This window comes from Brevibacillus sp. FW306-2-1A-C05A, assembly GCF_058781555.1.
Genome location: NZ_JBYSWV010000044.1, coordinates 1 through 22,028 on the forward strand (window position 1 = coordinate 1; position 22,028 = coordinate 22,028).

Here is a 22,028-nt window from a genome sequence, read left to right on the forward strand (position 1 = left end):
GGAGCTGACGGGACTCGAACCCGCGACCTCCGGTGTGACAGACCGGCGTGAACTCCAACTTCACCACAGCTCCATGTGGTTTATTTCCAACTTTTGCTCACTCTCGTGGGCACTTCTGTAATATAGCATGTCTTCTACCAACTTTGCAATAGTTTTTGAAATCTTTTTTTCTACATCATTTTTTCATAGATTTACCATTGAAAATCCGCTAGAATTTTATCTAGATATGCAGAAAATAGTAGATTGGTGGAGACGATGATATGAAACTTACTTCGAAGCTACTCACCTCCCTCGCCCTCTTCACTCTGCTGCCTACTGCTGCTCACGCCGCCTCTGGAGTGTATGTAGTATCAGCAGGGGACACGTTGAGCAAAATTGCCCGTGAGCACCAGACTACGGTCAGCCAGCTCATGCAAGTGAACCAACTGAAAAGCGATCAACTGTCGATTGGCCAGACTTTGTCCTTGCCTGAAGGCAGCCTGTCGACAGGCGGTGCAGCCGACGTCCCTCTCGATGTCTTAGCCGCCTCGATTGACTCCGCCAACAACGAGCCGGAAGAACTGACGGCTGGCGAAAAAGCGCGCGTGACGGTAGACGTGCTGAATGTGCGCAAAAAAGCGTCGACGGATGCGAGAATTTTAGGCAAGCTGAAGTTCGGTGACGTGGTTGAAGTCGTCGAGACTGGCAGCGAGTGGACCAAAATCGAGTTCGAAGATGATGAAGCCTACGTCTTCTCCGCTTACTTGAGTCCAAAGCTCGCCCCTGACGTTGCGTTCGCAGGCGATGTCGATTCCGCAAGCCTGCACCGTCTCGAATCGATCTTTGAACCACTGCTCAAAACTCCGTATGTGCTCGGAGGAACCACACCGGACGGATTTGATTGCAGCGGCTTTACTTCATACGTATTTAGCCGCCTCGGGGTTACACTTCCGCGTACATCCGAGGATCAATTCCGCGGGGGCGTATCCATTCCGCTCGAGCAAGCGCAGCCGGGCGACCTGCTGTTTTACGATTCGCTCGGAAAAGGACGCGTGTCCCACGTAGCGATCTACTTGGGCAATGGCACCATCGTCCATGCAAACGGCGAAGACGTTCGCTACGGCAAGGTGGAGTACATGCACAAGCTGTATCCGTTCTACGGCGTCAAGCGCTACGCCGAATTCCAGTAGCAATCCCCCGAAAAAACGGCCCACACCTGTCACCAGGTTGTGGGCTGTTTTCCTGTGAGTTCGTATCAATGAATTTCCGTGTTGTGTCCGGCCTGGGGAGGTGTCTGGTTGGCCCCAATTTCGATTTTGCCCAAAGCCTGCTTCATCTTGTCGAGCTGAAGCTGGTAATCGCGCACAACTACGGTGAGAACGCTGACCGACTCTTTGAAATCAGGTTCGCTGCTGACTCTGTCTATGGCTCTATGTAGATGCAGCATTTTGTTCTCTGTTTCCCGTAGTAGGTCGAGTAACTGCAATCCGTTTACCACGTAATCACCTCATTTGTTTTTTCTTACTTTCTCCCGGTCGGTTCGTTGCTATGCGCAAAAAAACGCCCGACATGACGATCGGACGTTTTTTCCTGTGGGCTGTGGGCTTTACGCACGCGCAGCGGCCAGCTCCACAAACGTATCAATATCTTTGGCAATCAGCGCAAGCGAGTTGCGCCAGAAGTCAACCGAGCGCACGTCGACGTCCATGATCGCGGCCACATCGGCAATGCTCATTTTGCCTGTGACAGACAAAAGCTCGTCATACTGCTGGACAAACGCTTCGCCGCGCTTCACGTACTCGGCGTACAAGCCTTTTGCGAACAGCAAGCCAAAGGCGTACGGGAAGTTGTAGAAGTTGAAATCGGCACTGTAGTAATGCGGCTTGCACACCCACATGTACGGGTGCAGCACAGCATGGTCAAGCCCCTCTCCGTAGGCGTCCTTTTGCGCTTGCAGCATCAGTTCCTTCAGCTCGTTGACAGACAGGGAGCCTTCTGCGCGGCGGGCAAAGACGGCCGTTTCAAACAGGTAGCGGCTGTAAATATCGACAATGACCTGGCTTGCGCCGGAGATGTCGTTTTCCAGAATGGAAAAGGCTTCCTCTGGGGTCGCCTGGGCCAAAGCGGCCTTGGCAATGATCGTCTCACACAAAATCGACGCGGTTTCCGCGATCGGCATCGGGTAATCGCTGTTGTAGAACGCTTCCTGCACGAGACATTCGCCATGGTAGCCGTGTCCCAGCTCGTGTGCCAACGTGCTGACGTCGTTGTAGCTGCCTGTGTAGTTCGCCATGATCCGGCTCTCCCCGACCATGTGCAGGTTGTAGCAAAACGCTCCGCCGCGCTTGCCTTCGCGAGTCTCGGCGTCAATCCACTGGTTGTCAAAAGCGCGGGCGGCATAATTCGCCAGCTTTTCGCTAAAGCTACCAAAGTGCTTGACAATAAAGTCGCGCGCTTCCTGATACGTAAAGCGCATGTCGGCTTCGCCCACCGGAGCAAACAGGTCGTAGAACGGCAAGCCGTTTTCGTGTCCGAGCAGCTTTGCTTTTGCCCGGAAGTACTTCGTAAAGGCCGGCAAGCTTTCCTTCATCGCGGCAAGCATCGCGTCCAACGTCGCCTTGTCCATGCGCGAGTCGAGCAATGTTTTTTCCAGCGGCGACTCATAGCCGCGAAGCTTGGCTACGGTGATGACTTCTCCCTTGATCCCGTTCAAGCTCGCCGCTGACGATTCCTCGATCTTTTTGTAAGCGGCAAGCTCTGCCTCGTAAGCCGCCTTGCGCAGCTCGGCGTCTTTTTCATGCGCCATGTTGCGCACGACAGGCAGCGGAAGCTGTTTGGCCTCTCCGTCGATGGTGATGTCTACCAAGAGCGTCGAGGTCAGCATTTCCTGCAGCTTCGTCCAGGCGTTGGAGCCTGTGTTTTTCATTTTCGCCAAAATGATTTCTTCTTTTTCGCTGAGCATGTACTTGCTCTTCTCGGACAATTCGGTCAGCATGAAGCGATGCGTTTCCAGCAGCTCGGACTGGCTAATCAGCTCGCTCAAATTGTCCAGTTGGCCGAGCCATTTTTGGAACAGCACGCCCGGCTCTACCAGCTCGACGGACTGCTCCTGCACTTTTTCGATGAATTGCAGCGCTTTTTCGTTTTTCGCGTCCACGCTTGCCGTCAGCTCGCCAAACGCGTACAGGCGGTATTGGGTCTGCAAAATCGAAGTCATCCGGGTAATGTACGCCTCCATTTTCTGGACGGCGTCATCGGTCGTTTGCAGGCTTGAGGCTGCCCAGCTTTTTACCTCGTCCATCTCCCGGCATAGTTTTTCCCAGTCTTGCTTGCACTTTGGCGAGTCGAACGACGTGTACAAAACGTCCAAGTTCCAGCGCATATTCATGGGTCCGGCCTCCCTCTCATCTTGCCTATGTATTCTATGTAACAGACTCTATTGTAAAAAAATTTGGATAGATTAAGCAAGTTTTTATAAAAACAATGCTCTCACAAAATGGTAAGACGCGACTTGCAGGGGAAAAGTTACAGTCTTTGCGCCGTGACTGCAAGTTTTGCCAAGCCAAGAGCCGAGGCAGACAGGCTTGCTCCCGTGCTTCTTTAAGTGCCTGCACGCGAAAAAAGACTTTGCCGCGCGCTTGGGCAAAGTCCGTCTTTTCCGTCACGCCCGGACAGGCTGCGTCAAAAACGTCAGGGCAGACAAGGCAAACAGTTGCGTCGATTCGACCAACTGGTCAATGTCCACGTACTCGTCGGCATGATGGGGAATGTGGCGATCGCCCGCCCCCGTCGTCAAGATCGGAATGCCGGCCTTGTGCAAAAAGGTGCCGTCTGTCGCGCCGGGCACGCCGTTGTAGACAGGCTCTCTTTTCGTAATTTCCCGATACGCGCTGGCTACCGAAGTCACGACTTCCTCCTCCATTCCGGTCAACGTCCACGGCCGCTCCTCGATCACTTCCAGCGTCGCCCTGAACTTGTCGTCCTCGCGGGCCAGCGCTTCGAGGATCGCCTGCATTTCGCCGTGCAACTGCTCGTGGTCCTGACCCGGGACGGTTCGAATATCGAGCGTCGTCATGCACTGGTCCGGCACGACGTTGATCTGGGCATCGCCCTTGACAGGCGCCTGCACAATCGTAGGCGTGATGCTCGGCCAGCCAAGCATCGGGTGTTCGCCAAGCCGCGCCATTTCCCTCCGCTCCAGCTCCTCGAGGGCGACGATCGCCCGGGCCATCCGCGTGTTCGGATTGATTCCGGTCAGCGGCATCGCTCCGTGCGCCATTTTGCCGTACGTGCGCAAGATCGCCCGCATCGCTCCTTTTTGCGTGACGCAAAGCTGGTTTTCCTCCGGCTCGCAGATGATCGCGGCGTCAACCCCTTGCGCCCAGCCTTTGCGGATAAAGTCTTTGATCCCGATCATCATGCCTTCCTCGTCGCACGGGATGCACAGCAAAATTTTTCCGGCGAACGCCTCCTTGGAGCGCTGGATGGCCTTGACCGCGCAAATGGCGGCAGCGAGGTTTCCTTTTGTGTCGCAAGAGCCACGTCCGTAGATGCGGCCGCCGGAAATGGCTGCTCCGAACGGATCGTAGCTCCAGGCATCCCGGTCGCCTTCGGTCACGACATCGGTATGCGCTTCGAACAGCAGCGTTTTCCCCGGTCTCCCGGAGTCGTAAAAAGCGATGACGTTGGGCCTGCCGGGCACGACTTCCTCATAAAAAACTTGCAGCCCCATCTTGCGCAAATAGTCGGCCACAAACAAGGCGACCCGCTCCTCGTTCGCCCCCGCCTGCTCCGGACGAAACACACTCGGAATCCGCACCAGCTCCTGCGTCAAACGCACAACCTCTTGCTCGTCAACAAAGGATATTACTTGACTCATCTGCCCGTCCTCCCATCCGTTCCTATGTGTGGAAAAGAAAGCTGCCGAAGCGTCAACTGTCGTAACTGCTCCACGCCGGAAGGCCGCCCGCTTCCTTTGCCGCCTTGACAGCCTGAATCACGGCCTCGGCAAGCACATCCGCCGACAGCGCCCCGACGAGATCGACCGCCGCCCCTACTTCATCGGTGGCGACGGCAAAAATCGTGTCGCCATCGTACATCGTATGAATCGGGCGAATGGTGCGGGCAAGCCCGTCGTGCGCCATTTGCGCAACCTTTTGCGCCTGGGCCTTGGTCAGCTTCGCATTGCTGGCGACGACGGCAATCGTCGTGTTCGTGCCCGGAGGAATCGGCGAAAAAGCATGCTGGAGCATCATGTCCATGCTGTCTCGAATCTCCCCCCGCTCATCGCGCGGCCCGGCGAGAATGACCCCTGTCTTCGGCTCCATGACATGACCGACCGCATTGACCGCGACCAGTGCGCCGATGACCAGTCCGCTCGGCAAAGTCAGCGACGCGCTGCCGAGGCCGCTTTTCATCGCATGGGCAAACCCGTTCAGCTTGCCGACGGAAGCGCCCGTACCCGCGCCGACATTCCCTTGGGCGACAGTCTCCGAGCTTGCTGCCAGCGCCGCCTGATAGCCCATCTGCCGATCCGGCCGCACCCGGTAATCGCCGACTGCCAAATCGAACAGGACGGCGGCCGGGACAATCGGGACGACGCCGTAGCCTACGTCCAGCCCGATGCCCTTTTCCTCCAAATACTGCATCACGCCTGAGGCCGCGTCCAGGCCGTAGGCACTGCCACCGGACAGGCAGATGGCGTGGACGACGCTGACCAGATTGAGAGGGTCCAGCAAATCCGTCTCGCGGGTGCCCGGGGCAGAACCCCGGACATCCACGCCGCACACAGACGGCTTTTCCAGCAACACGACACTGCAACCCGTCAGCGCTGCTTCATTTTGCGCATGCCCGACGCGAATGCCGGGCACATCGACAATGGTTCCTGTCATGGCTTACAAGTCTCCTGAAATTTTCGATTTTTGTCTCCCGGAACTTCCCAGCTTTTTCCACGCCGCGACTACCGCCAACGTCACGATGACCGAGACGACCGCTTCCGGCAGGCCGTTTGTCACGGCAACCGTCGCCGCGACGCCAAACGGCATGTACCCGCGAATGACCGCCATCCCGAGAACGAGAATCGTGTTGGTCAGCGCCCCGATAAAGCCGGCTGCGCCAATCGCCAGGTACTGGTTGACGTTTCGCAGGCCGACGTAGGTCAAGTACGCCGTCACCCCGATAAACAGGCGCGGCAGGATCGCGACCAGCGGATCTTTGAACAGCGGCACAGTGGCGTTCAGGAAGGAAGATACTCCAAAAATGAGACCAATAATCATACCGACGCCCCAGCCCTCCATGATGCCGCCGATGATGGCCGGGATGTGCATGATGGTGGCGTTGCCAGCCGCCGTCGGAACGGGGATGTAGCCGAGCCGCGTGACCCCGAGCAAAATCGCGATCGCTCCGAGCACCCCTGCAATGACGATCTTGCGTACGGTCAATCCTTTTTCCATGCCTACTCCTCCTTTTTGCCAAGCGATATATGGAATCCCCAGAAGGGAGAACTCCCGCCTACTACCACGGTATTCCCAACATGATTGCGGAAATGACCACGCTTGCCAGCAGTGCGGCATAATCGCCGCCCTTCGCCTTGTACTGGGTGTAGCGCGTCCGGGCCGCACCTGGCGTATAGCATCTCGCTTCCATCGCCAAAATCAGGTCTTCGGCTCTGGACAGCGCCACGTTGAACAACGGGATGATGATCGGAAACATGTCTTTCGTCCGCTGCACGATCCGCCACCACTCGCCTGTGCCGAAGTCGGCGCCGCGGGACGCCTGTGCCTTCATCATTTTTTCCATCTCCATCGCAAACGTCGGGACGAAGCGAATGGCGATGGTGATGATGAGCGCAAACGCATGGACCGGAAACTTGACTTTTTCCAACGGACCGAGCAGCCGCTCCATCCCGTGCGTCAGTTCCGTCGTCGAGGTGGAGAGCGTCAGCACGCTGGAGAGAAAAATCACCTCGACAAAGCGCATGGCGGAGACGATGACGAGCCGGATGCTCTCGCTCGATATGGTGATGAAGCCGTACTGGAAGTAGATCGTGCCGCCGTTTGCGATCTCGCCGTAAAACAAAAGCTGCATGATCGCCAAAATAACGATGAACGGAACGGCCGGCTTGATCCCGGAGATGCCGTAGTGCAGCGGGATTTTCGATACGTGGAACAGCCACAGGCAGATCGCCAGCGCAAACAGGTTGCCCACATATGTATTGCAGATGGCGATCGCGACGATCATGATGGCAAAAGCGCCGAGCTTGAACCGCGGGTCCAGCCGATGCACGACAGAAGCAGTCGGCAAATACTGTCCGATGGTAATATTGCGCGTCAATTCAAATTCCGCTGACATGTGCTCCCCTCCCTAGCGCTGGATCAGCTTCAAGATTTCATACGCAGTCTCTTCCGGCAAGTAGGCTTTCGGATCAATCGGGTAGCCGCGTTCGCGCAAGCGGTACAATATATCGACCGATTCCGGCGTGCCGATATGGTGCTCGCGCAACAGCTCCTGATTGCCGAAAATATGCCGCGGGGTCCCTTCGCAGACGGCTTGCCCGTTAGCCATGACGTACACGCGGTCAGCGAGCTGCGCGACTTCCTCCATGTTGTGCGAGACGAAGATGACGGTAAGCCCTTCTTCGCGATTCAGCCGTTTGATCCGCTCCAGCAGCTCCAGCCGGGAGCGCGGGTCCAGTCCGGCTGTCGGCTCGTCGAGCACCAGCACCTTCGGCTGCAGCGACAGGACGCCAGCGAGCGCGACCTTGCGCTTTTGCCCGCCGCTCAGGGCGTAGGTGGGACGATCCTTCATCTCCTGAAAGTCCAGGCCGACGAGGTCCATCGCCCATTTCACCCGGTTTTTCACCTCTTCCAGCGGCAGTCCCATCTTGAACGGGCCGTAGGCGACATCGTCTCCGACCAGCTTTTCGAACAACTGGTCCTCGGGGTTTTGGAACACCAGCCCTACTTGCCTGCGCAGCGCCCGGATGTCTATTTTCGGCTGGGATACGTCTATGCCGTTCACGATGACCGTCCCTGACTGCGGGCGGATCAGCCCGTTGAAATGCTGGATCAAGGTCGACTTGCCCGAACCCGTATGCCCGATAATCGCCAGGCATTCGCCCGCGTTCGCCTGCAGGCTGACTTCCTGCAACGCCGCGTGCGCGAGCGGCGTTCCTTGCATGTACACATGCGACAGCTTTTGCACATCGACAATCGGTTGCGTCATGAGCCGCTCGCCTCCGCCTGTCTGACGTACAAACGGTCGACCTCTGCCACCACTTCTGCATTGTGGATCAGGTCCGGGGAAAAAGCGGGCAGCTCGGCATGGACGAGCGCAGCTATTCGGCTTGCGTCCGGCACGTCGAGGTGAAGCTCGCGCAGCCTGTCCTGATGCGCGAACACTTCCCGCGGCGTACCTTCCAGCACGATTTTGCCGCTCTCCATCACGATGACCCGATCCGCCTCCGTCACCTCTGACATGTGGTGCGTAACGGTCACGATCGTCATTCCTTCGCGGTGCAGCTTGCGGACGACGGCGAGAATGTCCTGCCTGCCGTAGCTGTCCAGCATACTCGTCGCTTCATCGAGAACGAGGCATTGCGGCTTCATGGCGAGAATGCCGGCAATCGCGATCCGCTGCTTTTGCCCGCCCGACAGATGGTGCGGCGGCCGATGGCGAAAGGCGCTCATTCCGACTGCCTCCAGCGCAAAATCGACCCGTTCCCGCATTTCCTCCACACTCGTCCCGATGTTTTCCAGCCCAAAGGCCACGTCGTCCTCGACGATGGTGGCGACAATCTGGTTATCCGGATGCTGAAAGACCATTCCCACGCGGCTTCGCACTTCGTGAATCCGCTCTTTTTCCTTCGTATTGATGCCGTTGACAAAGACGTTGCCTTCCTTTGGCGTCAAAATGCCGTTGAGGTGTTTGGACAACGTCGATTTGCCGGACCCATTGTGCCCGATAATGGCGACATACTCGCCGGGATACACTTCAAGGGAGACGTTTTGCAGCACCGGAATCTGCTGATCCTGGCTCACCTGATAGGCAAACGAAACGTTTTCGACACGGATGATCGGTTGTGTAGACATGTGTTCCCTCCCTTTCCACGGGTGTGCGTCTTATAGCCATATGCAAGCAACTCCCGTGCCAAGTCATTATGTTTTTAATTTTCTGTAAATTTCAGACTTCAAAGATGAATCTTCTGTTGCAATCCGCATCATTTTCGTTGCTGTTGCAACATCAGTCTACTTCGCCATATTTCTTCATTTTTCTCCACAGAGTCGTGCGATCCATCCCCAACAACTTCGCTGCCTCGCCCTTGTTTCCCTTTGTCATTTCCAAAACCTTCCTGATTACCTCTGCTTCGTCTTGCTCCTGCTGCCGGAAGGCGTTGCGCTGGGCGAGCTTTTTCGCCAAAAACAACGTGTCCTCCAGTCCGAGACGGTCGCTTTTGCACAGCAGCACCATGCGTTCGACCACATTGCGCAGCTCGCGGACATTGCCCGGCCAGTCGTATTGCGCAAGAAACCGGTACACAGACTCGTCCACTCCCTGTAGTCGCCTGTCGCCGCGCTGCGCGATTTCCTCCATGATCGCCTCCATCAACAGCAGGATGTCTTCCGTGCGCTCGCGCAACGGCGGCAGCTCCAGCGTCAGCACGTTCAGCCGGTAGTACAGGTCCGAGCGAAACAGCTTTTCCGCCATCAGTTGTTCCAGATTGCGGTTGGTCGCCGCGATAATCCGCACATCGACCGGGACGATCCGCTCGCCGCTGATCCGGCGCACCTTTTTCTCCTGGAGGACGCGCAGCAGCAACGCCTGGATCGTGATCGACATTTCCCCGATCTCGTCGAGAAACAGTGTTCCGCCGTGCGCCAGCTCGAACAGGCCGGGCTTCCCGCCTTTGCGCGCGCCTGTAAACGCCCCTTCCTCGTATCCGAACAGCTCGCTTTCCAGCAGGTTTCCGGGGAGCGCGGCGCAATTGACCGCGATAAACGGGCCTGTCGCCCGCTGGCTGCTCAAATGAATGCCCTGCGCAAACAGCTCCTTGCCCGTCCCGGTCTCGCCCTGGATCAGCACGGTGGCATCCGTTCTGGCAAAAGTTTCTGCCCATTCCTTCGCCTCGCGCATCGCTTTGGACTGGCCGACGATATCCTCCAGCCGAAACTTGGCTTCCAGCCCGCTTTCCATGCTTTGCTTGCGGATGCGCAGCTCCATCTTTTGGATGTCCGTAATTTCCTTGAACGTCGAGACGGCCCCGACGACCTCTCCTTCCACCACAATCGGCAGTCGGTTGATGATGATTTGCCGATTCAGGACGGTGGCGATGTCGCCGATTTCTTTTTTTCCGGTTGCCAAAATGCGCAGCATGTCCGAATTGGGGATGTAGCGGGTAATTTTCTCCCCGACCACGTTTGGCGGCAAGCCGAGTATTTCCGTCGCGTTCTGGTTGACCCAAATGATCGTATAGTCGTGGTCGACCGCGATAATGCCGTCATGCGAGGCGTCGAGGATCGCCTGAATGTGAATGTCGCCGATCATTTTCCTGCCTCCCCTTCCTCCGCCCGGTCCAGCATGACAGCCACTTCGGCTGGCGGCTTTCTCGCCCGGCGTCTCGTCTTGCGCTTCTTTTTGCGCAGCGCAAACAAAGCCGCAAGCATGAGTCCGAGCGTCGCGAGCTGAATCGGCTGGGACAGCTTCGCCTGGACCCAGCCGCTCATGCCGAGCAGATGGAACAGGACGGCCATGTAAAGAAGAATCGATGCGAGATTTTGCACGTTCACTCTTGTCACTCCTGTCTGGCCTTATCGGATGGGAGAAGAAAAACTCCCGTGAAGCCAGGATGAGTAGCTCCACAGGAGTGTCGGTTCGTGCTGTCTGATTCGTTTAGATCGGGAGAAGCTCTACGCTTTCCTTGCTCTCAAGCTCTGCCACCATGTCCAGCCACGCTTGCGGCTTTTGCGGCAGCACGGCGTAATAGCGTTTGAGGAAAGTGACGATCAACTCTGCCTCCAGGCTCGTCTGCTCTTCATTCGTCGGCATGAAGCCAAGGTCCAGCCCCGATACGGCCTCGCCATCGTTTTGCCAGGATGGGTGCACATAGGCGATATTCGTGCGCTTGTAGCCCAGGTGGGAGAGAACTTCGCGGCGCACGAACGGGTCCATCGGCTTGATGCCGCCAAAGCTGTGCTCCTCCACGCGGTACGGATCGTAAATTTCGGCAAACATGCCGTACAGCTCCTTGCCGTTTTCCTTTGCAAGCGCGAGCAGGTCTTTTTGCCGCTCTCTCGCCAGAAAACGGCCTACACCAAGCCCTTCCCGCCCGATAATCGTAAAGTCGGTCATCGCGACGTTCAGGTCGGGATAGTAACGGTATTCGGTGGCTCCGACTACTTCTCCTTCATGCACCGCGACAAACACGCGAATGCCCGGGTCTTCGAGCGGCTCTTTCCACAGGTCGTAGTCCAAAACCTCTTCTGGCGGGAAAACTTCCTGCATCAAACGGTGCATTTTCGCAAACAGCGGGTTGTCAATATGTTGAATGCGTACAAATTCCATCGGGATCCATCCTCCTGAGCGTGAGAAAATCGGTGTATCGTCTGTCGCCTAGCGTGCCAGAAACGGGTTTTTCCACTCCATCAGCACGGCGTAGTTGCGGGACTCTTCGTCCTCCAAATAGTTCGGCACAATTTGCACGGGCACACGGCCACAGCGCATGAGAAACGTGATGACCGGGTCTTTGACCTCTCCGGCGACCACGCGCTCGACGTATTGCTCTGGCGTCCACTCGCCAGCGTAGCGGCCGTAGCCAGGCATTCTGCCGCCGCCCAAGAGCCGCTTCAAGCCTTTTTGCACGACCAGCTCGTACATCGCCTGCATCATGAGCTGTCCGAGTCCGAGCTTGCGGTGACTCGGCCGGATGCAAATGTCGACGATGTACAGCGTGTCCCCGTCCGGATCGTGGTTGCGGATGTAGCCGTTGTCGGTCACATCCGCCCACTGGTGCTCCGGGTGCGCTGGATCGAACGGCACGAGCAGCCCGGTCATCGAGCCGGCCAGCACGCCGTCCACCTCCACGCAAATCGCGCCCTCGGGAAACAGCGTAATGTGGTTGGTGAGCTGCTCCTGGTTCCACCACAGCTCGGATGGAAACGGCGGCGGGAAGCTTTCCGCCTGAATCTGGATCAGCTCGAAAAAGTCGGAGCGGTTGTAGTTGCGGATGACGGCCTTGCGCGGCTTGTCCCCTTCAAACACATACAGCTCTTTGCGGTACATATCCATCCTCCGTCCGTTCGCGGGATGCTAGCTCCAATCGGGATACAGGTCTGTGCGACGGTCGCGCCAGGTGGTGACCGAGCCTTTTTCCCGCACCTCGTACAAAAGCGACAGGTCGAGATCGGCGGTCACGAGCATGTCCTGGTTGATTTCGCCCTCGGCGAGCACTCCGCGAGGCGGGAACGGCACATCGTTCGGCGTCAAAATCGCGGCCTGCCCGAAGTTGGCACGCATAAAGTCGACGGTCGGCAGCGAGCCTACCGTCCCTGTCAGAACGACGTACACCTGGTTTTCGATCGTGCGCGCATGGCTCGTGTAGCGCACGCGGTGGAAAGCGTGGCGGTCGTCGGTGCAGGACGGACAGAAAATGACGTCCGCTCCGCGCGCCTTGGCGATGCGCACCCACTCGGGGAACTCGATGTCGTAGCAAATAATCAGCGCGACCTTGCCTTTGTCGGTCTCGAAAATTTGCAGCGAGTCGCCCGCGCCCATGTTCCAGCCTTTGACTTCCCATGGCGTGATGTGGATTTTCTTTTGCTGGCCCACCCGTCCGTCCGGATAGAACAAAAAGGCGGTGTTGTACAGCTTGCCGTTTTCCTCGATAATGTGCGTGCCGCCGATGAGGTGCATGTCGTACTTGGCCGCGAGGGAAGAAAACAACTGCACATACCGCTCGGTGAACGACGGCAGTGCCGTGATCGGCAAAGCATTTCCGTGTTCGTCGCCGATGGACATGAGTTGGGTAGTAAACAATTCAGGAAACAGCAAAAACTCGGCGTCGTACTCCTGGGCGTTTCGGACGTAGTGCTCAACCTGATTTGCAAAATCTTCAAAGCTATGTATCGTATGCAGATGGTACTGCACTGCTGAGACACGCATTTTCATGGCATTCTTCCTTCCTTTTTTCCATATGCCTAAAATATATCAAAAATGATCGAGAAAGTCTCTCTTGCAATATGCCGCACAGCAAACTTGGCCAAATGTAACAGAAGAGTCACCTGCCCCTTCGGACAGGCGACTCTTTTTCGGTCAACAAACGCGGAAATGCTCTCGCCAAAAAAACGGGGGTGCAGCAATGTACTTCGTGACCGGGCGACTGACCGCCTTCATGCAGCGAAACACCGTCCCGCTGGGAGTTGCGCGCGAGTACCGGCAGAAGCTTTTTACATGCCGCTGTTCGTGCCGCTCATGCGCAAGGCCGTCTTGTACAGCAGCTCCGTCCCGAGCGCGATGTCTTCATAGGTGGAAAACTCCTGCGGATTATGGCTGATCCCGTCCTTGCAGCGGACAAAAATCATGCCGTAGTCGCACACGTACGAAAGAGCCAGCGCATCGTGGAACGGGCCGCTCATCAGTTCGCGGGCGGAAATGCCCAGCGCACGGCTCTCCTCGTGCATGATCGCCTTGATCCAGTCCGCGCAATAGCGCGGGTCGCTGTTCGTGTCCTCCGTAATCGTGTACTGCAAGCCGCCCTCTGCCGCCGCACGAGCAATCGCCTCGCGCAGCGCTTTTTCCCGCTCGTCCCGCCGCACGAGATCAATGTCGCGCAAATCGACGGAAAAGCGCACCCGCTCAGGGATGATGTTGCGGGAATCCGGGAACACCTCCAGGTGGCCTACCGTGCCTACCGTCGGCGCCTCCGGGTCTAGCCGGGCCAGCTCGTTTACCGCGAGAATGACTTTGGCCGCTCCGACCAGCGCGTCTTTGCGCATCGGCATCGGCACCGATCCGGCATGTCCGGCAAAGCCCGTCAACTCGACCGTCCACCACAGCGGGCCCGAGATCGCCGACACGATGCCGATCGGCTCGTTGGCATCGTCGAGGACTGGCCCTTGCTCGATGTGCAGCTCCAGATAGGCGCCGATGCTGCCTGCGGGATAGACCGATTCGGCCAGGCGCTCGGGGTCGCAGCCGAACGCTGCGAGCGCCTCCCTGCGCGTCACGCCGCTTTTGTCGGTGCGCTCCAGGTCTTGCGGGTCGAACTGCCCGAGGATTCCTTTTGAGCCGAACAAGCCTTTTTGAAAACGGCAGCCTTCCTCGTCGCAAAACGCCACTACCTCAATTGGCTGCTTGGGGACGATGCCTTGCTCGCGCAGCGTCTGGGCGACCTCCAGACCGCCCAATACGCCGATTACGCCGTCATACCTGCCGCCGTACGGCTGGGAATCAATATGCGAGCCGATCATCAGGACGGGCGCATCCGGGTTTTGGCCAGCCAGTCGCCCAATCAGGTTGCCGAAGTGGTCCAGCCGGGCAGACAGCCCCGCTTCCTCCATCCAGGAGCGCACCAGCTCCACGCCAGCGCGATCCTCCGGGGACAGGGCCAGCCGACATACGCCCGTCTCGCCGATTTTCCCGATCTGGGCCAAGGCTTCGATCCGCTTTCGCAGCCGCTCTTCGTTGATCGTAAGCACTCTCGCTTTTACGTTCATGCCTTCAAAACCTCCTCATCCTGACTTTGGTAAACGATCTTGCCGTCAATCATCGTCTGTTCGACCTTCAGTTCTTTGATGCGCTCGTGCGGGTGGGACAAAATGTTGCCGTTCAGCACCACGAGATCGGCCAGCTTGCCCGGCTCAATGCTGCCCTTGATCCCCTCCTCGAAGCTGGCGTACGCGCCGTTCCAGGTGAACATGCGGATCGCTTCCATGACGGTGACGCGCTGGTTGGTCCCGACTGGCTGGCCTGTTTTGCTCCGTCGGTTGACCGCGGCGTGAATGCCGATCAGCGGGTTGAAATCGGTCACCGGGCAGTCCGATGCCCCTGCCGCGATGATGCCAAGATCAGCCTGCCCGCGCGCGGGAAACATGTGCCCGACCCGTTCCCCGATGTTTTTGACGTACGAATCGCCGTGATCGTAAATGAACGCCGGGTTCGGGATCGGCACAACGCCCAGTCGGGCCATTCGCGCAAGCAAGTCCGGCGACGAGACGCCCGCATGCTCGATCCGGTGGCGGTGGTTCTTACGCGGATGCGCGGCCAGCGCGGTTTCAAAGCAGGTCAAGAGCATGTCGATTGCGCGATCCCCCTGGGCATGCGCGGTAATCTGAAAGCCTTTGGCATGTGCCTCTCCCAAAATCGTATTCAACTCGTCCTGTTCGTAGTAGAGAATTCCGCAATCGCCGGGACGGCTGTCAAACGGCTTGCGCATCGCCATCGTCGGCGCAATGCTCGCTCCATCGGTAAACACCTTCGCCGGGCCGATGCGAAAGCGCTCGTCGCCCGTTCCCGTGACCATTCCCGCGTCGATCATCCGCCGCACGAAGTCCTCCGACTGATTCAGGGCGCAAATGATCGCGTAAATGCGCACCTTGACGTCGCCTGCCTGCACCGCCTTTTGCATCGCCCGATAGTTGTCCGGCCCGTACCCGCCTGCGTCGTGAACGCTGGTGATGCCAGCCGCCACAAAATCTTCGGAGGCGAGGCGCAGCCCCTCTTTGTACTCCGCTTCGGAAAAAGCGGCCAGCTCAAACATTTTCATGTGGGCCGTCTCGACCAAAAAGCCTGTCAATTCGCCCTGCCCGTCGCGGTCGATCCGGCCGCCCTGCGGGTCCGGCGTCTGTTTGTCGTAGCCGGCGCGCTCCAATGCCCGGCTGTTTGCGACACTGTGGTGGGCGCACGTCCGCATGACGAAGATCGGATGCTTGCCCGACACCGCATCCAGTTCGGCACGGGTCGGATAGCGCTGCTCGATCATCAAGTTTTCGTCGAACCCGCACGCTCTCACCCATTCGCCCTCCGGCGTTGTTTCCGCCCGCTCCCTGAGCGCCGCGAGCAGTTCCTCGATCGAGCGGATGCCGCGCGCCTTGCAGTCCACGCCGAGCTTGTTCGTGCCGTAGATCGTGATGTGCAAGTGCGCGTCGATAAAGCCGGGCAAAAGGCTTTTGCCTTCTAGGTCGATGATGTTTGTCTCTGGCTCGATCAGCTTTTTGATCTGTTCGGTTGTGCCGACAGCGACAATCCTGTTGCCTTTGATCGCGACCGCTTCTGCGATCCGGTCCTGCGCATCCACGGTCACCACATGTCCATTGAGAAAAACGGTATCTGCCATGTTGCTTCCCCCATTCGTTTTTTCACGTTGCCTTGCGCGCTATTCCAGCGTAGGCGTCCCTTCTGCTTTCGCCGCCTGATGCTCACCGACAGCCATGCTTCTCGTTACCGCTGTCACGGCAAACATGACGACGATGTTGACGAGCAGCGCCACTACCCCGATGTTCAAATCTTTAATCGCGGACGGCCAATGCGGGAACATTGTCGCCAGCGTCACGTTCGCCACCGTGACATAAGCCACCGTCGCCACCCCTGCGAGAATGCCGGCGAACGCCCCGTATTTGTTCACCCAGGGCTGCTTCGGCAAGCTGAACAACAGCGCCGGGAACAACTGGGTCACCAGGCTGTAGCCCATCAACAGCAAGGTTACGAGCGTGTCGCCGCCGCCGAGCGTAAAGTAGAGAGAAACCAGAGAGATAACTGGCACGAGCAGTTTTGCCGTCTTCGCGATCTGGGCATCCGTCGTGGCAGGCGCCATCACCTTGTACACGTTTTTCGCCAAAAGCGTCGCCCCTGTCATCAGCAGCATGGAGCCGGGCACGAGCGCCGTCAGCAGCCCCGCCGCCCCGATGATGCCGACGATCCACGGGTCAAACGTTGTAAGCGACAGCCGTAGCAAAGACAAATCCCCGTCTGCCCCTTGCAAGCCGGGAACTTGCAGGATCGCGGTAAAGCCGACGAAAAACACAAACAAGAGCATCAAGGTGTAGAGCGGCAGCATGATCGTATTTTTGCGGAAAACATTTTCATTCTTGGCCGAAAAGACCGAGCCGAACGTATGCGGCCACATATAAAAGCCGAAAACCGTAATGAGTACGGTGGAAATGTACCAGGAAATGCTGAGCCCTTCTTCCGGAAAGGTCAGAAAGCCCGGATTCGCCGCCTGCACCGCTTCGAACATCGGCTGAATGCCGCCGTAGTAGTGGTACGGCAAGTAAATCCCGAGAAAGACGACGACGAAAAAGATCATGATGTCCTTGATCGCTGCCGTCCAGGCCGAGCCGTGAATGCCGGACAGCATCACGTAGATAGTGACCGCGATCACGCCGAGCCAAACAGCGGCTGCTGGCGAGATCGTCCCGTAAGAAGCTTCCGAGACGATAATGCCAAGCCCTTTAAATTGCAGCACGAGGTACGGGATGATCGCGACGACGCCAACGGCGGCCACGAGAATGCCCAGGATCGGGCTGTTGTATTTGCTCACAAAAAAATCGGATTGGGAGACGAGTCTGTGTTCTTTGGCATAGCGCCAGATCGGAGGCAGTAGCCAGTAGGAAATGACGTAGGCAAGCGAGATGTAGGACAGGACGTAGTAGGAAGGCGCTCCTTTGGAGTAGGCCCAGCCGCTTCCGCCAAGGAACGTAAAGGTCGTATAAATTTCCCCCGCCACCAACAGGAAAATAAAGATAGAGCCAAAGCCTCTGCCGCCAACCGTCCATTGCTCCATGTTCATGTCTTTTCCTTGTCGCGCGCGAATCCCGGAGTAGAACGCCAGCAGCAGAAAGGCAAAAATAATCAAGAGGGCGCTGTTCATGATGAGCTCTCCTCCTCTTTTGTCGCCGGATCGATTTTGTTCAAAATCGCCATGACGACAGAGATCAGCACCACCCACAACACAATCCAGAACAGGACAAATGGCATCCCAAGCACATACGGCTCCACCCGGTTGACAAAAGGTATCCCGCCAAGCATGCCGACAAACGGCACGACCCCAAGCCAATCTCTTGCTTTCATGCAAATCCCCCTGTTTACTCGATTTGTCCCATTGCCTGCGCGCGCTTTGGACATGTACTCTATTATTATCGAAAAATTCAATTTTCTCCTTTGTGCAAATGACCAGAAAACAGAGCAAGCTTTTGTTTGTGCTGATAAAAAATGGAACACCGGGGGGGAAGTAGCGTGATAACAGTCCGTGAACTGATACAGGTTGGGGGCTTTGCAAAAAACGCCGTGCTGGCGGGGGAAGAGTTTCTCGACAGAGAGCTGCTCGGGGTTACTTCGTTTGACTCTCCCGACGGGCACCGCTGGCTGCGGCCCGGCGAATTTGTGCTGACGACAGGCTTCCCGTTTTTGACGCAAAAAGATTCATGCGAGGAAGGGCTGACCCGACTGATCGACGAACTGGTCGAGACGGGAACGCCGGGACTTGCGATCAAGCTCGGCCGCTACATCGAGAGCCTGCCCCCTGCCGTCCTCGCCTACGCGCAAAACAGGCAAATGCCGATCCTGTCTTTTCCGATGGAAAAAGCATGGTCAGATGTCATCGTGCCCGTCGTGCAATACATCAACGACAAACAGCGCATCGAACTCAACCGCACACACGCCATTTACGAGCGGTTTCATCGCCACCTGACCGCCGGAGATCCGGTTTCCAAGCTGGCTGAACTGCTGCACGACCTGTTGCAAGCCCCCGTCTCCATTCAAGTGCCTGGCTGCAAATGGAAGTGGGAGTCGCCGCCCGAAGCATTCCCCGCCGACTCGGAGATCGGCCAAAAGTTTGGACAAACCGCTTCCCGCCATCTGGGCATGCACCCGCTCGCCAAAAGCGCCAATGGCTATCCCATCCGCTGGCTGCTGCACGAGCAGAAGGTGCAGGGCGCGATTGTTGTGGGGCAAATGGACCGGGAGTTGCACGCGTGGGAAAAGGTCGCCATCGAGCAAAGCGCGGCCTTGCTGTCGCTGGAAATGGAGCGCATGCGCTCTGTCGCCGAGACGTATCAGCGCTTCCGCAACGATTTTTTGCAGCTTCTTCTCGGCGGCGAGATTCATGCGCAAGACGTGCTTACGCGAAAAGCGGATGAGGTCGGCTGGAAGCTCGCGGACCACTATACCGTCGTCGTCATGGGAGTGTCCCCGCACGAGCGCACAGGCATCGAAAACTGGACCGAAAATCACGGTTTGCTGGAAGCTCTCCGCCCTCTCCTGTCTTCTCTCGACCTGGCGATCCTCTTCGGGCTCGATCAGCACAATCGCGTCGTTTTGCTCGTGCCGACCGCAGCAGAAACCGCAGAGGCTGTAGGCAGCATGCGGCAAGTGCTCGAAGGCGTGCGCTCGTTTGCCTGGCAGCAGCCTGTGTTCGTCGGGCTGGGCCGCTTTCATTCTGGACGGGCAGGCATCGTCCAGAGCTACCGCGAGGCGCAAATCAGCTTTCGGACGGCGCTGCGCGGCAGTTCCGCATCCGCCGCGGCCAACACCGTCGTCGTCGACTTCCACGACCTCGGGCTGGAGCGCATCCTGTTTGCGGAGCAGCCCGGCACGGAAGCATCCTCTTTGGCTAGAGAATACTTGGGCCGGATCAGGGAGTACGACCGGGAGAAAAACGGCCAGCTCTTGCAGACGCTCCAAGTCTTTTTGCAGGCGGACGGCAATCATGCCGAAGCAGCCGCGCAGTTGTTCGTCCACAAAAATACGATCAAGTACCGGCTGGCGCTCATCCGCGAGCTGTCCGGGCTGAACCCGGAAAACGGCCATGACCAACTGCTGCTGCGCATCGCTATGACAGTGCAATCGATCGGGTATCCGCAAGCGGAAGCTGGTATAATGGCAAAAGAGAGACGTAGGGGGAATTTGCATGGATGAGTGGTTGAACAAGCCTGTGAAAACGAGAGAACGCCCGAAAAAACGCGGAATCGTCGAATACATCGACGACCAGTACATCGTCGTCTTTTTTACGGCTCCGCGCAAGGAACGCGTTATCTTTTCGAGCAAAGAGTCGTTTTTGAGCAAAGTGGAGTTGTTGGAGGACGAGCCGCCCGCCCCGTAACAGTCTGCTTTTTCGCACGCCAAAAACCCGTGTCCGGCACAACGAATGGTGCATAGGACACGGGTTTTGCGTTTTCCTGTGAACGTAAGAAACCGTCGCTTTTACGCGTAGTGCTCTTCGCGCAGGCGCTTGATCTCTTCGCTGTCGAGGTACTCGTCGTAGGTCATCATCTTGTCGATAACGCCCTTAGGAGTGAACTCGATGATCCGGTTGGCGATGGTTTGCACGAACTGATGGTCGTGGGAGACGAACAGCAGTGTTCCTTCAAAGTCGATCAAGCCGTTGTTCAACGCTGTGATCGATTCCAGATCCAAGTGGTTCGTCGGTTCGTCCATAATCAGCACGTTGGCGCCAGCCAGCATCATTTTGGACAGCATGCAGCGAACTTTTTCGCCCCCGGACAGCACGTTCGCTTTTTTCAGCGCTTCGTCGCCGGAGAACAGCATGCGGCCGAGGAATCCGCGAATAAACGTCTCGTCCTGCTCCTTGGAGTATTGACGCAGCCAATCCACGAGGCTCAAATCGGTGTCGAAGTACTCTGCGTTGTCTTTCGGGAAGTACGCGCGGGAAGTGGTGACGCCCCATTCAAAAGAGCCGCTGTCCGGCTGTACTTCGCCCATCAAAATTTGGAAGAAGGTCGTTTTCGCCAGCTCGTTTGGTCCGACAAACGCTACCTTGTCGCCTTTGTTGATGACCAGATGGAGGTTTTCAAACAGCTTTTCGCCTTCTACGGTCTTGCTCAAGCCTTCGATCGCCAGCAAGTTTTTGCCCGCCTCGCGCTCCGGCTTGAAGTTGATGAACGGATATTTGCGGCTGGACGGACGGATGTCTTCCAGCGTAATTTTCTCCAACAGCTTTTTGCGCGAGGTCGCTTGCTTCGACTTGGAAGCATTCGCGGAGAAGCGCGCGATGAACTCCTGGAGCTCCTTCATCTTTTCTTCTTTTTTCTTGTTCTGCTCACGAACCATCTTCAGCGCGAGCTGGCTGGATTCGTACCAGAAGTCGTAGTTCCCTACGTACATTTGAATTTTGCCGAAGTCGATATCCGCAATGTGCGTACACACTTTGTTCAGGAAGTGACGGTCATGGGAAACGACGATGACGGTGTTTTCATAATCGGCCAGGAAGTTTTCCAGCCAGCGAATCGACTCGATATCCAAGTGGTTTGTCGGCTCATCCAAAAGCAGGATGTGCGGGTTGCCAAACAGCGCTTGCGCGAGCAGTACCCGTACTTTTTCCGTACCGGACAGGTCTTTCATCAGCTTGTCGTGCAGGTCGGTCGGGATGCCCAGACCGATCAAAAGGCTCGCCGCATCCGCTTCCGCCATCCAGCCGTTCAGCTCTTCAAACTCGCCTTCCAGTTGAGAGGCGCGGTTGCCGTCCTCTTCGGAGAAGTCTTCTTTCATGTAGAGCGCCGTTTTTTCTTCCATAATCTCGTACAGGCGCTTGTGACCCATAATGACTGTTTTCAGTACATCGTACTCGTCAAACTCGAAGTGGTTCTGCTTCAACACAGCGATACGCTCGCCTGGTGTCACCGAAACGTGTCCGCTCGTCGGTTCGATCTCTCCGGAGAGGATCTTGAGAAACGTAGATTTCCCCGCACCGTTCGCACCGATGAGGCCGTAACAGTTACCAGGGGTAAACTTAATGGATACATCTTCAAACAGTGCGCGTTTGCCGTAGCGCAGCGTCACGTTCTGAGTGCTTATCATCGTCGCAATACCTGCCTTTTTTGAATCGTTCAAACACTTATCTTACCAGAGATAGCCTCATATTGCAAAAGAAAAGCAGATGCCGCGAAGCGCGGCCAAAACGGACTCCCCCACATGGATTGCGGCGGAAGCGGGAAAGCTACCACTGTACGTCCATCCTAACGAAGAAAGAGGTCGTGACGATGTCCAAGCACAACGGAGTCAAAAACGAGATGGGCAAAAAAGAAAATCCTTCCCAGACGCGT

21 protein-coding genes and 1 tRNA gene are annotated in these 22,028 nt (G+C 57.1%); 3 read left to right on the forward strand and 19 right to left on the reverse strand.

Annotated elements, in window-relative coordinates; all coding sequences use genetic code 11:
* Positions 1–73: transfer RNA gene (locus AC3WJN_RS20660), tRNA-Asp, on the reverse strand.
* Positions 74–260: 187 nt separating this feature from the next.
* Between AC3WJN_RS20660 and AC3WJN_RS20665 the strand changes: the two genes are divergently transcribed.
* The gene (locus AC3WJN_RS20665; RefSeq protein WP_007779593.1) at positions 261–1,169 is read left to right on the forward strand and encodes a C40 family peptidase; all 909 of its coding nucleotides are present in this window, start codon (positions 261–263) and stop codon (positions 1,167–1,169) included.
* A gap of 65 nt (positions 1,170–1,234) precedes the next feature.
* On the opposite strand, the gene AC3WJN_RS20670 is transcribed toward AC3WJN_RS20665, so the two are convergent.
* The 17 genes from AC3WJN_RS20670 to AC3WJN_RS20750 form a co-directional block, all read right to left on the reverse strand.
* Positions 1,235–1,477, reverse strand: coding sequence for a hypothetical protein (locus AC3WJN_RS20670; RefSeq protein ID WP_005833491.1), 243 nt, complete (start codon positions 1,475–1,477; stop codon positions 1,235–1,237).
* A 108-nt stretch (positions 1,478–1,585) separates the two neighbouring features.
* Positions 1,586–3,367, reverse strand: a complete 1,782-nt coding sequence (locus AC3WJN_RS20675) for a M3 family oligoendopeptidase (protein WP_007779599.1) — start codon at positions 3,365–3,367, stop codon at positions 1,586–1,588.
* A 273-nt stretch (positions 3,368–3,640) separates the two neighbouring features.
* Positions 3,641–4,858, reverse strand: a complete 1,218-nt coding sequence (locus tag AC3WJN_RS20680) for a M20 family metallopeptidase (RefSeq protein ID WP_005833494.1) — start codon at positions 4,856–4,858, stop codon at positions 3,641–3,643.
* Between the two features lie 52 nt (positions 4,859–4,910).
* Positions 4,911–5,870, reverse strand: coding sequence for a P1 family peptidase (locus AC3WJN_RS20685; protein ID WP_007779604.1), 960 nt, complete (start codon positions 5,868–5,870; stop codon positions 4,911–4,913).
* 3 nt (positions 5,871–5,873) lie between these two features.
* The gene (locus tag AC3WJN_RS20690) at positions 5,874–6,431 is read right to left on the reverse strand and encodes an ECF transporter S component (RefSeq protein ID WP_005833497.1); all 558 of its coding nucleotides are present in this window, start codon (positions 6,429–6,431) and stop codon (positions 5,874–5,876) included.
* 61 nt (positions 6,432–6,492) lie between these two features.
* Complete coding sequence (locus AC3WJN_RS20695) at positions 6,493–7,329, reverse strand: energy-coupling factor transporter transmembrane component T family protein (protein WP_007779607.1); 837 nt, start codon at positions 7,327–7,329, stop codon at positions 6,493–6,495.
* A 12-nt stretch (positions 7,330–7,341) separates the two neighbouring features.
* On the reverse strand, positions 7,342–8,202 hold the full coding sequence (locus tag AC3WJN_RS20700; protein ID WP_007779611.1) for an energy-coupling factor transporter ATPase: 861 nt from the start codon (positions 8,200–8,202) through the stop codon (positions 7,342–7,344).
* Entirely contained in the window at positions 8,199–9,068 is an 870-nt protein-coding gene (locus tag AC3WJN_RS20705; protein WP_007779615.1) for an energy-coupling factor transporter ATPase, read from the reverse strand. Before AC3WJN_RS20705 ends, AC3WJN_RS20700 begins: the two co-directional genes overlap by 4 nt.
* Before the next feature lie 151 nt (positions 9,069–9,219).
* Positions 9,220–10,521 carry a sigma-54 interaction domain-containing protein gene (locus tag AC3WJN_RS20710; protein ID WP_007779618.1) on the reverse strand — a complete coding sequence of 434 codons (1,302 nt, stop codon included), beginning with the start codon at positions 10,519–10,521 and terminating at the stop codon, positions 9,220–9,222.
* Positions 10,518–10,763 carry a hypothetical protein gene (locus AC3WJN_RS20715; protein ID WP_007779625.1) on the reverse strand — a complete coding sequence of 82 codons (246 nt, stop codon included), beginning with the start codon at positions 10,761–10,763 and terminating at the stop codon, positions 10,518–10,520. Before AC3WJN_RS20715 ends, AC3WJN_RS20710 begins: the two co-directional genes overlap by 4 nt.
* A gap of 103 nt (positions 10,764–10,866) precedes the next feature.
* A complete protein-coding gene (locus AC3WJN_RS20720; protein WP_005833503.1) occupies positions 10,867–11,538 on the reverse strand; it encodes a GNAT family N-acetyltransferase in 672 nt (223 codons plus the stop codon).
* A 48-nt stretch (positions 11,539–11,586) separates the two neighbouring features.
* A complete protein-coding gene (locus tag AC3WJN_RS20725; protein WP_005833505.1) occupies positions 11,587–12,255 on the reverse strand; it encodes a GNAT family N-acetyltransferase in 669 nt (222 codons plus the stop codon).
* 27 nt (positions 12,256–12,282) lie between these two features.
* Positions 12,283–13,140: a carbon-nitrogen hydrolase family protein gene (locus AC3WJN_RS20730; RefSeq protein ID WP_005833506.1), complete on the reverse strand. Its 858-nt coding sequence runs from the start codon at positions 13,138–13,140 to the stop codon at positions 12,283–12,285.
* A 278-nt stretch (positions 13,141–13,418) separates the two neighbouring features.
* Positions 13,419–14,687, reverse strand: coding sequence for a M20 family metallo-hydrolase (locus tag AC3WJN_RS20735; protein ID WP_007779632.1), 1,269 nt, complete (start codon positions 14,685–14,687; stop codon positions 13,419–13,421).
* Positions 14,684–16,306, reverse strand: a complete 1,623-nt coding sequence (locus AC3WJN_RS20740) for an amidohydrolase (RefSeq protein WP_007779635.1) — start codon at positions 16,304–16,306, stop codon at positions 14,684–14,686. Before AC3WJN_RS20740 ends, AC3WJN_RS20735 begins: the two co-directional genes overlap by 4 nt.
* Before the next feature lie 39 nt (positions 16,307–16,345).
* Positions 16,346–17,839, reverse strand: a complete 1,494-nt coding sequence (locus tag AC3WJN_RS20745; protein WP_005833509.1) for a sodium:solute symporter family protein — start codon at positions 17,837–17,839, stop codon at positions 16,346–16,348.
* A complete protein-coding gene (locus AC3WJN_RS20750) occupies positions 17,836–18,039 on the reverse strand; it encodes a DUF3311 domain-containing protein (RefSeq protein ID WP_005833510.1) in 204 nt (67 codons plus the stop codon). Before AC3WJN_RS20750 ends, AC3WJN_RS20745 begins: the two co-directional genes overlap by 4 nt.
* 165 nt (positions 18,040–18,204) lie before the next feature.
* On the opposite strand from AC3WJN_RS20750, the gene AC3WJN_RS20755 reads away from it, so the two are divergent.
* Together AC3WJN_RS20755 and AC3WJN_RS20760 are read left to right on the forward strand one after the other, a co-directional pair.
* On the forward strand, positions 18,205–19,884 hold the full coding sequence (locus AC3WJN_RS20755) for a PucR family transcriptional regulator (RefSeq protein WP_007779641.1): 1,680 nt from the start codon (positions 18,205–18,207) through the stop codon (positions 19,882–19,884).
* Positions 19,877–20,068 (forward strand): hypothetical protein, encoded by a 192-nt coding sequence (locus AC3WJN_RS20760; protein ID WP_005833513.1) that lies wholly within the window; start codon positions 19,877–19,879, stop codon positions 20,066–20,068. Before AC3WJN_RS20755 ends, AC3WJN_RS20760 begins: the two co-directional genes overlap by 8 nt.
* A 101-nt stretch (positions 20,069–20,169) precedes the next feature.
* On the opposite strand, the gene AC3WJN_RS20765 is transcribed toward AC3WJN_RS20760, so the two are convergent.
* Positions 20,170–21,783 (reverse strand): ABC-F family ATP-binding cassette domain-containing protein, encoded by a 1,614-nt coding sequence (locus AC3WJN_RS20765; RefSeq protein WP_005833515.1) that lies wholly within the window; start codon positions 21,781–21,783, stop codon positions 20,170–20,172.
* Between the last annotated feature and the right edge of the window lie 245 nt (positions 21,784–22,028).